This is a genomic window from Nocardia bhagyanarayanae (genome assembly GCF_006716565.1).
GTDB classification, from domain to species: Bacteria; Actinomycetota; Actinomycetes; order Mycobacteriales; family Mycobacteriaceae; genus Nocardia; species Nocardia bhagyanarayanae.
On sequence record NZ_VFPG01000001.1, the window covers coordinates 1,363,621 to 1,374,416 of the forward strand.

Here is a 10,796-nt window from a genome sequence, read left to right on the forward strand (position 1 = left end):
ACGGTGAGCCGCGGGGCGACCGGCGGCCGGGACGCGGGGGCACTGCTGCTGATCGTCCCGGCCGGGCTACTGGGGGTCGGGTTGGCCTGGCTGCTCACCGCGGGAACGGCGCCCGCCGAGGGCGCCGTTCGGGTGGTCGCGGACGGCCTGGGCGCGACAGTGCTCGGACTCGCCGCGCTGCCCCGCTTGCACGAACGGCTCACGCCGCCGTGGCGCATGCTCGCCGCGCTGGCCGGGGCCTGGTGCGTGACCGAGTTCGCCGTGCTCGTCTTCGAGGCGGCCGAGGTGGTCGGGGTTCCGGTGCGGCGGCTGTCCGCCGATCGGTTCGGCACCTTTCTCACCGAGATCAGCGGCGGTCAGGTCGGCATCGCGATCCTGATCGCGACCGCCGCCGTGGCCGGCTATTCGGCGCTGGCCTTCCGCGGTTCCGATACGGCTTCCACCGATCTGGTGTTGGTCTTCGCCGCGGTGGCGCTCGCGCTGCGGCCGATCACCGGGCACATGTCGCAGCAACCGTTCGGCTCGGTTCTCGCCGCCGTGCACGCGCTGGCGGCCGCGGCCTGGTTCGGCGTGCTGGTGGCGCTCGCGCTGGTGGTTCGCACGCGCGGCGAGTGGGCGGCGACGCTGCCGAGGTATTCGGCGCTGGCGCTGCCGCTGATCGGAGTGGTGGCGGCGACCGGCGTGGTGAACGGCATCGTCCGCCTCGGCGGCCTCGGACCGCTGCTGAGCACCGGGTACGGCCGCATCCTTCTGGCGAAGACCGCGGTGCTCGCCGGTCTGTTCGTGCTCGGCTGGTGGTGGCGGCGCGGCTGGGTCCGCTTGGCCGCCGACCACCGGATGGACGCGGCGAGTTCGCTGCGCCGCGCGGTGCTCGAGGTGACCGTCATGGCCGTGGCCTTCGGTTTGGCGGCGACCCTGGCCGTCACGGCGTGATCGGCTGCCCCTTCGGAAACCCGTTACAGTTGCCCGCATGACCGAAGTGAAGATCGTGGAAGACTGTGCCGCGTCGGCCGAATCAGCGTTCCTGTACGTCAACGATTACCGGAACCTGCCGAGCTTCCTGCATGGCATCCAGTCCTTCACTCCGGTCGGCGAGCAGACCGAGGGCGTCGGCGCCGTCTTCGACGGGCACATGAAACTCGGCCCCGCTTCCCTGCACTCGCGCGTCGAGGTGATCCGGTGGGAGGAGAACTACGCCATCGGCATCAAGTCGATCAAGGGCTTCGAGATCGTGTCGACCTTCCTGTTCCACCCCAAGGGCGACGCGCTGTGCACCGTGGACGCCATCATCGATTACCGCGTGCCCGGCGGACTCGCGGGCAAGGCGCTCGGCAAGACCATCGAGCCGTTCGTCAAGATCGCGGTCAAGCACACCACCGACAATCTCGTGAAGGAGATCGCCGCGTACCACGCCAGCCGCGCCTGACGCCCGGGAGCGCGAAAGCCGCACGGCCGGTGGGATGCTGAGAACATGAGCGAGCGCAGTACTCCGACCTTCGCCCAGCGAATCGGCTACATCTGGGGCCGCACGCTGCCCGCGTCGATGTCGGAGTGGGTGCGCGCGGACCTGACCGGTCCCGGCGCCACCCGCCGCTACCTGGTGCGCATCCTGGTCCCGATCATCCCGGTACTGAGCCTGTTTCTCCTGATGCCCGGCCCGCTGTGGATGGGCTTGGCGATGATGGCGCTGCTCTATCTGCCGCTGATCTACTTCACGGTGGCGCTGATGTACGTGTATCGGCGCCACCGGCTGATCAAGCATGGACTCGATCCGGCGCTCGCCGACGCCGACGCCCGGGAACGGAGCGCCGCGGATCGACTGGCCTACGAACGCAAGCACGGCCGCGCCTGAGACTGGAAAACGCCTGGCCGCGGGCGAATTCGTCGACATCCGACGGTGGCGGTGACTTATACCACAGGCATAGCCTGGATGCATGAACAAACCCACATTCGGGCAACGAATCGCCTACGATCTGGGCCGCGAGCTCCCGGAGGAGCTGCACGAGTGGGTGGTCCACGACCTCGTCGGGCACGGGGCCATGGAGCGGTACCTGGTCCGGTTCATCGTGCCGATCATCCCGTTCTTCGCGCTGGTGCTGCTGTTCCCAGGGCCGATGCCGCTCAAGATCGGCATGATCGTGATGATGATCGTCCCGCTGGTCATTTTCACGGTGGCGTTGAGCTACGTGTGGCGCCGCTTCCGGCTCATCCAGCACGGCCTGAGTCCGGATCTGCTGGATCACGGCAGGATCTCCGACCGTGAGCGCGAGCGGTACGAACTGCGCTATCGCCATCGCGAGGGCCAGACATAACCGCACCGAACCGGCGCGAGTAGCGACCGAGCTCACATCGAGCAACCGGCCGCGGCCACCGTTCGGCCCGCCACCCCTAAGCTGGCACCCGTGACCGAATCAGTGAACATTGCCACCGCCGATCTGGCCGACGAGATCGGCCCCGAGATCCGTAGCTGCGACACGCAGTTCATCCAATTCGGCGGCCGCGAGGTGTTCTCCGGGCGCATCACCACCATCCGCTGCTTCCAGGACAACCTGCTGGTCAAGCAGACGCTGAGCGAGCCGGGCAACGGCGCGGTGCTCGTCGTCGACGGCGGCGCCAGCGTGCACACCGCCCTGGTCGGCGACATCATCGCGGGCCGCGGTGTGGACAACGGCTGGGCGGGCGTGATCGTCAACGGCGCGGTGCGTGACTCGGCGATCCTGCGCACCCTCGACATCGGCATCAAGGCGCTGGGCACCAACCCCCGCAAGAGCACCCAGACCGGCAGCGGTGAGCGCGACGTGACCGTCGAGTTCGGCGGCGTCACCTTCGTGCCCGGCGAAATGCTCTACAGCGACCACGACGGCATCGTGGTGCGCGCCGAATCCTGACCTGCTCGCTAGTCCGGAGCGACCCGCGCCTTGTGACCGGCGAGGGCGACCACATCGCCGACGTGCAACTGACGTCCGCGGCGTAGTTCGACCTCGTCGTTCACCCGGACCAGGCCCGCGGCGATCACCGTCTTGGCCTCCGAACCGGACTCGATCAGGTTCGCCAGTTTCAGGAACTGGCCGAGCCGAATGACGTCGTCATCAATCGGCACATCGACTGGATCCGACATGGCGTACATCCTCGCGCCAGGAACCCCGGATCGCCAAACCGCCTTCCGCAACGGGGCCGCGAACACGCGGCGCCGAAGGCGCTGCCATCGGGCGCGGCAAAGTAGAGACTGGGTTGGTGACTTCCACGCAAGCCGGTCCGCGCACCGAGATCGAACTACCGGCGGACAGACCGACACCACCGGTTCCGCACCGCGGGCACGGTCGGTTCGCTCAGGTCCCGCATATCGCGGGCACCGTGCTCGGCGTCTTCGCGGTGCTGTGCTTCCTGTGGAGCCTCTCACCCGCCCTGCGCTTCCTGACCCACGTGCCGCGTCGCTACATCGACGACTACTACTTCGACGCGCCCGACACCAACCTCATGTGGGCGCTGATCGTCGGCCTGCTCGCCGGCGCGATCGCCAGCCGGAAACGGATCGCCTGGTGGCTGCTCGTCGGCTATCTCGCGCTCTTCGCGGCGACCAACGCACTGGAATTCGCCGCCGAGGGCAATATCGACGCGCTCGTCGCGATGATCGTGCAGCTCGGCGTGATCGGTGTGCTGATCGCCTCGTGGCGGGAGTTCTACACCAGGGTCCGCCGCGGCGCGGGCTGGAAGGCGCTCGGCGTACTGCTCGGTGGGCTGGCCGTGGGCTGCCTGCTCGGCTGGGCTCTCGTCGAGCTGTTCCCCGGCACATTGCCCGCGGGCTGGCAGCGGCCCGGCTGGGCGGTGTACCGGGTGACCGCGGCGATCCTGGTGGACAACGAGCACTTCGACGGTCATCCGCGTCCGTTCGTCAACTTCCTGCTCGGCCTGTTCGGCGCGCTCGCGTTGCTCGCCGCGGTGATCACCCTGCTGCGCTCGCAGCGCGCCGAGAACGCCATGACCGGCCTGGACGAGTCCGCTATCCGCGGCCTGCTCGACCGCTCCGACGTGGACGATTCGCTCGGCTACTTCGCCACCCGCCGCGACAAGGCGGTGGTTTTCGCGCCCAGCGGAAAGGCCGCCGTCACCTACCGGGTGGAGCTGGGCGTCTGCTTGGCCAGCGGTGACCCGATCGGCGTCAGAGAGGCCTGGCCGCAGGCGATCGACGCCTGGCTGAAGCTGGCCGACCGATTCGGCTGGGCGCCCGCCGTCATGGGCGCCAGCGAACTCGGAGCCACCGCCTACCGCAGGGCCGGGCTCTCGGCACTGCGCCTCGGCGACGAAGCCATACTCGACACCAGGAACTTCTCGCTGGCGGGCCCGGAGCTCAAGCAGGTCCGCCAAGCCGCGAATCGACTACGCAAGCACGGCATCTCGGTGCGCATCCGCCGTCATTCGGACATCCCCGCCGAGGAGTTCGCGCAGATCGTCGCCCGAGCCGACGCCTGGCGCGACACCGAGACCGAGCGCGGCTTCTCCATGGCGCTCGGACGACTGGGCGACCCCCTGGACGGCGACTGCCTGCTCGTCGAGGCGGTGAACCCGCAGGACCGGGTGCTCGGCATGCTGTCGCTGGTGCCGTGGGGCCGCACCGGCGCCTCGCTGGAGCTGATGCGCCGCGACCCGCAGAGCCCCAACGGCGTGATGGAGCTGATGATCTCGCAGCTGGCGCTGACCTCGGAGCAGCACGGCATCACCAAGGTGTCGCTGAACTTCGCGGTGTTCCGCTCGGTGTTCGAGGAGGGCGGACGGATCGGCGCGGGCCCGGTGCTCCGGCTCTGGCGCGGGGTGCTGCTGTTCTTCTCGCGCTGGTGGCAGCTGGAGGCGCTGTACCGCTCCAATGTGAAGTATCAGCCGCACTGGGTGCCGCGGTTCTTCCTGTTCGAGGAGCGCAGGCAGCTGCCGAGGGTCGCGATGGCGAGCGGCCTGGCGGAAGGATTCCTGCCGCGCATCGGCAAAGACCCCGAGACCGCTGTGCACACCGGTCTGCACAGCGCGGTGCCGGACACCGTCACCGGACTGCACGCCGACGGCAGCGCCCCGGAAGCTCCGGAAACCGATGTCGCCGAACAATTCCCGCGCCGCCCCGAGCAGGTGCGGGTGCGGATGGACAAACTGGACCGGTTGATCGCGGCGGGCATCGACCCCTATCCCGTCGCCTATCCCCCGACGCACACCGTGGCGGCCGCCCGGCGCTCGCCGCGCGGCACCACGGTCCGGGTGTGCGGCAGGCTGCTGCGCATCCGCGACTACGGCGGGGTGATCTTCGCGGTGCTGCGCGACTGGACCGACGACATCCAGCTGGTGATCGACCGCGACCGGGTCGGCGCCGAGCGCAGCGCGGAGTTCGGCGAGTACTTCGACCTGGGCGACCTGATCGAGGTGAGCGGGCAGATCGGGCGCAGCAGGCGCGGCGAGCTCTCGCTGCTCGCGGCCGACTGGCGGATGAACGGCAAATGCCTGCACCCGCTGCCGGACAAGTGGAAGGGCCTGGCCGATCCCGAGGCCAAGGTGCGCCAGCGCTACGTCGACATGGCCATCAGTCAGGAGTCCCGCGACGTGCTCGCCAAGCGCAGCGCGGTGGTGCGCTCGCTGCGCGACTCGCTGAACTCCTGGGGCTATCTCGAAGTCGAGACGCCGATCCTGCAGCAGGTGCACGGCGGCGCCAACGCGACGCCGTTCGTCACCCACATCAACGCCTACGATCTGGACCTCTACCTGCGCATCGCTCCCGAGCTCTACCTGAAGCGGCTGTGCGTCGGCGGCATGGAGAAGGTGTTCGAGCTCGGCCGCACCTTCCGCAACGAGGGCGTCGACTTCAGCCACAATCCCGAGTTCACCATCCTCGAGGCGTACGAGGCGCACAGCGACTACGAGCGCATGATGCACACCTGCCGCCACCTGATCCAGAACGCCGCGCTGGCCGCCAACGGCGCCATGGTCGCGATGCGGCCGTCGGCCGACGGCTCGTTCGAGGCGGTCGACATCTCCGGTGAGTGGCCGGTGAAGACGGTGCACGGCGCGGTGTCGGAGGCCATCGGGTCCACCATCACGCCGGAGACCTCGGTGGCGGACCTGCGCGAGCTGTGCGACGCGGCCGCCATCCCGTACCAGCACGCCTGGGACGCGGGGCAGGTCGTGCTGGAAATGTATGAGCACCTGGTGGAATCGCAAACCCAGGAGCCCACCTTCTACATCGACTTCCCCACCTCCGTGTCGCCGCTGACCCGCGCGCACCGCAGCATTCCCGGCGTCACCGAGCGCTGGGACCTGGTGGCGTGGGGCGTCGAACTCGGCACGGCCTACAGCGAACTCACCGATCCAATCGAACAGCGGCGCAGGCTGACCGAGCAGTCCATGCTCGCGGCCAACGGCGATCCGGAGGCGATGGAGCTGGACGAGGACTTCCTGCAGGCGCTCGAACACGCCATGCCGCCCACCGGCGGTCTCGGCATGGGCGTCGACCGGATCGTCATGCTGATAACCGGCCGCAGCATCCGCGAGACGCTGCCGTTCCCGTTGGTGAAGCCGCGCTGAGGATGTCGAAATCCCGTCGGCGCGAATGTCTCACGATGAGGGATTGCGATGGCGAAGGGTTAACGGCGGCCGAGTCGGGAAGATAACCTTTGAGATTCGGCCTCGGGAGGAGGAGGCCGATACCTACGACGATCGGGATGGGACATATGTACGTTGACCTGTTGACCAATGCCAGCCTGCTGGATCCGTCCGTGTGGGCGAGCCCGGACACCTGGACAACGACGATGGAATACGCGGCCAAGAAAAAGAAGAAGAGCAACAACGGCCTGATCTTCGGCGGTATCTGCTGCCTGCTCGTCGTCATCGCCATCGCGGTGGGCATCTACCTCCTGCTCAACAAGCGCAAGAAGAACGACCAGCAGCCCCCGACCGGCCAGCCGCCCTACGGCGCCCCGGGCCAGCCGCCCTACGGCCAGCCGGGGGGTCAGCCGCCTTACGGCCAACACTGATCGGCTCCGCCATTCGAAAAGCCCGGGCCGCGTAAGCAGCCCGGGCTTTCGTGTGCGGCGTGGAATCGGTTCGGTCGCACTGGGTCAGCGACCGAACCGATTCGCCCAGCTACATCCGGGCGATCTCGGTCAGGTCGATGTCGATATCGAACGGGACGCTCAGTCGCAACTTGTCGTGGTGGATGCCGGTCAGCGCGTATGTCCTTGTCGCCGGGTCGAGTTCGTACGCGTAGACGACCGGACGGCCGTCGATGTCCTCGACGCGCCAGAAATGCATGATTCCGGCTTTCGCGTACAGATGCGGCTTGCGCTCTCGATCCCGAAATCGCGATTCGACCGACACAACCTCGACGGCCAGCACGACTTCCTCGGGGCGAAAGGTCGTCCGCTTGGTGTCGCCGCCGATGTTCGGGCGAACCACCAGAACATCCGGCTCCGGGCGCTGGTCTCGACCAAGCGTCACCGTCATCTCACGCCGAACCCGCATATCGGCGGGCGCCAGGCGCCGCAGCACCGATTCGAGCAACGAGATGACCAGCATGTGGAACTCTGCCTGCGGGCTCACGAAGACAAGACTCCCGTCGATCAACTCGGTGTGCGGGGGCAGGTCGGGCAGGCGATCCAAATCCTCGGCCACGAACCCGCCGGGCGGCGGACGCAGCCATTGCGGGAACGGTTCGACGGTCATGGCTACGAGTATGTCACCGGATTCGATGCACTGTATGCAATGGCATTCACCGCATTGCACGCCAGAGCCGCAAGGGCGAAAGCCTGGGTTCGTAGCGGCCGCTCAGGCTCTCCGGCCGCCGACAGCGCCACCTGATCCGGAGCGCCGCGGGAGCGTGCGGCAGAGTGGGGTGGTGCAGTTGATTCTCGTTCGCCATGCTCAGCCGGTTCGGGTGTCGAATGCGGCCGGGCCCGCCGATCCGGAGTTGTCGGAGGTGGGGCGGGAGCAGGCGGAGCGGGTGCCGGGGGCGTTGAGCCAGCATCGGATCGCGCGGGTGCTGAGCAGTCCGCAGCGGCGGGCGCGGGAGACGGCGGCGCCGACGGCCGCCAAGCTGGGGCTGCCGGTCGAGATCGTGGACGGTCTCGCCGAATACGACCGCGACCTACCCGCCTACATTCCGATCGAGGACGCCAAGCTGGAGTTCCGCGACACCTACGACCGGATCAAGGCCGGGTACCTGCCCGAGCAGATCGACGGTCCCGCGTTCGTGCACCGGGTGCGCGAGGTCGCGACCGAGATCGCCGCGAACACCGACCCGGCCGACACCGTGCTCGCCTTCGCGCACGGCGGCGTGATCAACGTGCTGCTCCAAGAGGTGCTCGGCCTGCCGCGGCCGCTGACCTTCCCGATCGACTACTGCTCGATCACCCGAATCCTGTTCTCCCGCACCGGCCGCCGCACCGCCGCCACGGTGAACGAGAACGGGCACGTGTGGGACCTGTTGCCTCGCAACATCGGCCGCTGATTCACAGGAACACCCCGCCGTTCACAGCCGACTACCAGTCTCGTCGCACCGCGGTCACAGCGCCGCCGCCTTCGATAGGAGTCGTGAGTCACCGCGACTCACGCTCCGAGAGAAGGGAATTCCGAGTGCTTTCCAAGACGAACATGCGCCGGGGAGCGATCCGAGTCGCCGTGGCGGGCGCCCTGGTGACGATTCCGCTCGCCGCCGTGGCCGCCACCGCGAGCGCGGAAGCGCCCGCCGACGCCACCCAGGTGCAGCAGGTGTCGGAGGGCATCGTGCTCGAGGGCGCCGATGTCAGCCGTCCGCATCCGGGCGACGGGTTCCCCGGCAGGCCCGGCCCCGGTGGGCCGCGGGTCGAGTTCCGCGGTCCCGAGCACGACTTCCCGGGCCACGACTTCCCGGGCCCCGGCCCGCGCATCCACCACCGGACGCTCCCGCCGACCGGCTCGTTCGGCAGCAGCTAGCCACGGACCGTCACGACGGAGGCCACGTCCCGCGCGGGGAACGTGGCCTTCGCCGTTGGATCGTGCGGAACTCTCGCCCGCCCGCGGAATCGCAAGGCGGCCCACCTCCGTTAACGCCGGCGACAGATCGAGCCGAACTCGTTGCCCCGCAATATCGCCCGCGTTATCGCAGGTCAGCGCGCCACCGTTAACAACGGCCGGAGGTTCGAAGGAACGACCCTCGCCTCACAGCCGAATACCAGACTCGTCCTATTCGGGTCATAGCACCGCGGCCTTCGATGGGAGTTCGTGAGTCAGCGCGACTCGCACTCTGAGAGAAGGAGTTCCGAATGCTTTTCACATCGAACATGCGCCGAGTCGTGGTCCGGGTGGCCGTCGCGGGCGCGATGGTGACGATTCCGCTCGCCGCGGTGGCGGCGACAGCCGGTGCGCACGCGCCCGAGGCCGACGCCGCACGGGTTCGGCAGGCGACGGAGAGTCCAGCGCTGGAGCCCACGGACGTCAGCTATCCGCTTCATCCGGGAGATCACGGGTTCCCAGGTCGGCCGGGCCACCACGACATGGATTCGCACGGATCGGGCTACTCCGTCTACTCCACTTCTCCCGGCGCGGGGTCCCACACCGACCGGCAAGGGATCCCGCCGGCCACGTCAGGCGACAGCGGCTGAGCCGGCGACGACGAAGGCCACCATCCGGAGCGGAATGGTGGCCTTCGTAGTGGCTTACGGACCGATCAAGCCATGCCCGCGATCCAGTTGTGCATCCAGGAGATCGCGGTCTGCCCGCCACCGACCGAGTAGCTGCCGTACACGGTGTGCGCCTGAGAACGGTAGAAGCGCTCCAAGTCCTTGGCGCGCTGCTGGTTCGCCGACTCGGTGAGCTGCGACTGCAACAGGGGCACGCCGCCGAACGCCATCAGGTCGTTGATGATCGCGCCCGCCTCCAGCTGGTACCGCCAGATGTTGGCGGGGTTGGCATCCGAGCTCTGGGCGAGGAAGCCCGCGAACCGGGTGACGAAGTCGTCGGTCGCGGTCGCGCAGTACAGGTCGTCGACGGCGCAGATGGTGCGGGTGCGATCGCTCAGCCAGCCGAAGCCGCCGACCCGGGGGCCACCGGCGCCCGCGCCCTGCGCGACCGGGCCGACCTGGATGTCGGTCGGCGAGCGGCGCGGGTCGGAGATCAGGCCGACGCCCGCGACACGATTGGGCAGGACCACGCCGAGGCCGGTACCGATCTCGGCCGCGAGATCACCGGCGGCGTCCGCGCCCTGGCTGTACCCGACGAGCGCGAACTCCGTCGCACCGCAACGCTTGGCCATGTCGCCGATCAACCCGCGCGCGGCGCTGACCGCTTCCTTCTTCGAGTTGCCGTAAACCTCACCCTCCCAAGGGAAGGCGGTCGCGGCGTAGGTCACGTAGTCGACGTCGACCGAGCGCGGCAGATTACGGGTGACGCCGGCGAGCATGCCGGGCTGCGGCGTCTTGTCGTGACCGGTCTCCCACGTGCCGGGGATGGCCACCACATAGAGGGTGGGGCAGTTGTCCGCCGCGGCGGTCCCACTGCTGCCCATCACCAAGCCGGACGCAATCACCGCGGACGCGCCGAGGGCCGCGACAAGCTTCTTCAACTGCATACTGCTCCAGTTCACACCCTGGCCCCGGTTGTGTGGGGCGTCCCCGTCGAGTTGCCGCTCACATGCTGGACTTCACGAATGTCGTTCCAGTGCACGGCGGGTTAACTCGAGCTACCGGCCGTTTACGACGTGCACGACGACCCCCGGATCCCGCAGGCCCCGCCGCACGCCGAAGATCACAATAGGGCCCGCGCGCCCCATATGCCATTCGGGCCACGCC

13 protein-coding genes are annotated in these 10,796 nt (G+C 68.4%); 10 read left to right on the forward strand and 3 right to left on the reverse strand.

What is annotated here, in order from left to right; all coding sequences use genetic code 11:
- Positions 1-3 precede the first annotated feature (3 nt).
- From FB390_RS05570 to rraA, 5 genes are all read left to right on the forward strand, one after another.
- Complete coding sequence (locus FB390_RS05570) at positions 4-933, forward strand: copper resistance D family protein (RefSeq protein WP_141807984.1); 930 nt, start codon at positions 4-6, stop codon at positions 931-933.
- Between the two features lie 37 nt (positions 934-970).
- Positions 971-1,426 (forward strand): SRPBCC family protein, encoded by a 456-nt coding sequence (locus tag FB390_RS05575; protein ID WP_141807985.1) that lies wholly within the window; start codon positions 971-973, stop codon positions 1,424-1,426.
- 45 nt (positions 1,427-1,471) lie between these two features.
- The gene (locus tag FB390_RS05580; protein ID WP_141807986.1) at positions 1,472-1,852 is read left to right on the forward strand and encodes a DUF5313 family protein; all 381 of its coding nucleotides are present in this window, start codon (positions 1,472-1,474) and stop codon (positions 1,850-1,852) included.
- 82 nt (positions 1,853-1,934) lie between these two features.
- Entirely contained in the window at positions 1,935-2,312 is a 378-nt protein-coding gene (locus FB390_RS05585) for a DUF5313 family protein (protein ID WP_141807987.1), read from the forward strand.
- A gap of 90 nt (positions 2,313-2,402) precedes the next feature.
- Positions 2,403-2,888 carry a ribonuclease E activity regulator RraA gene (rraA, locus tag FB390_RS05590; RefSeq protein ID WP_067786464.1) on the forward strand — a complete coding sequence of 162 codons (486 nt, stop codon included), beginning with the start codon at positions 2,403-2,405 and terminating at the stop codon, positions 2,886-2,888.
- 8 nt (positions 2,889-2,896) lie between these two features.
- Here rraA and FB390_RS05595 read toward each other — a convergent pair whose 3' ends face one another.
- A complete protein-coding gene (locus FB390_RS05595) occupies positions 2,897-3,118 on the reverse strand; it encodes an RNA-binding S4 domain-containing protein (protein ID WP_141807988.1) in 222 nt (73 codons plus the stop codon).
- A gap of 113 nt (positions 3,119-3,231) precedes the next feature.
- Between FB390_RS05595 and lysX the strand changes: the two genes are divergently transcribed.
- Entirely contained in the window at positions 3,232-6,558 is a 3,327-nt protein-coding gene (lysX, locus tag FB390_RS05600) for a bifunctional lysylphosphatidylglycerol synthetase/lysine--tRNA ligase LysX (protein ID WP_425465845.1), read from the forward strand.
- 161 nt (positions 6,559-6,719) lie between these two features.
- On the forward strand, positions 6,720-7,007 hold the full coding sequence (locus FB390_RS05605) for a hypothetical protein (RefSeq protein ID WP_141807990.1): 288 nt from the start codon (positions 6,720-6,722) through the stop codon (positions 7,005-7,007).
- Positions 7,008-7,116: 109 nt separating this feature from the next.
- Here FB390_RS05605 and FB390_RS05610 read toward each other — a convergent pair whose 3' ends face one another.
- Positions 7,117-7,695 (reverse strand): Uma2 family endonuclease, encoded by a 579-nt coding sequence (locus FB390_RS05610; RefSeq protein WP_141807991.1) that lies wholly within the window; start codon positions 7,693-7,695, stop codon positions 7,117-7,119.
- A gap of 172 nt (positions 7,696-7,867) precedes the next feature.
- Here FB390_RS05610 and FB390_RS05615 point away from each other — a divergent pair, with 172 nt between their 5' ends.
- The 3 genes from FB390_RS05615 to FB390_RS05625 all read left to right on the forward strand — a co-directional run bounded on the left by FB390_RS05615 (position 7,868) and on the right by FB390_RS05625 (position 9,611).
- The gene (locus FB390_RS05615) at positions 7,868-8,479 is read left to right on the forward strand and encodes a histidine phosphatase family protein (RefSeq protein ID WP_141807992.1); all 612 of its coding nucleotides are present in this window, start codon (positions 7,868-7,870) and stop codon (positions 8,477-8,479) included.
- A 125-nt stretch (positions 8,480-8,604) separates the two neighbouring features.
- Entirely contained in the window at positions 8,605-8,943 is a 339-nt protein-coding gene (locus tag FB390_RS05620) for a hypothetical protein (RefSeq protein WP_141807993.1), read from the forward strand.
- A gap of 329 nt (positions 8,944-9,272) precedes the next feature.
- On the forward strand, positions 9,273-9,611 hold the full coding sequence (locus tag FB390_RS05625) for a hypothetical protein (protein ID WP_141807994.1): 339 nt from the start codon (positions 9,273-9,275) through the stop codon (positions 9,609-9,611).
- A gap of 65 nt (positions 9,612-9,676) precedes the next feature.
- On the opposite strand, the gene FB390_RS05630 is transcribed toward FB390_RS05625, so the two are convergent.
- Positions 9,677-10,576: a cutinase family protein gene (locus tag FB390_RS05630; protein ID WP_141807995.1), complete on the reverse strand. Its 900-nt coding sequence runs from the start codon at positions 10,574-10,576 to the stop codon at positions 9,677-9,679.
- Positions 10,577-10,796: the final 220 nt, after the last annotated feature.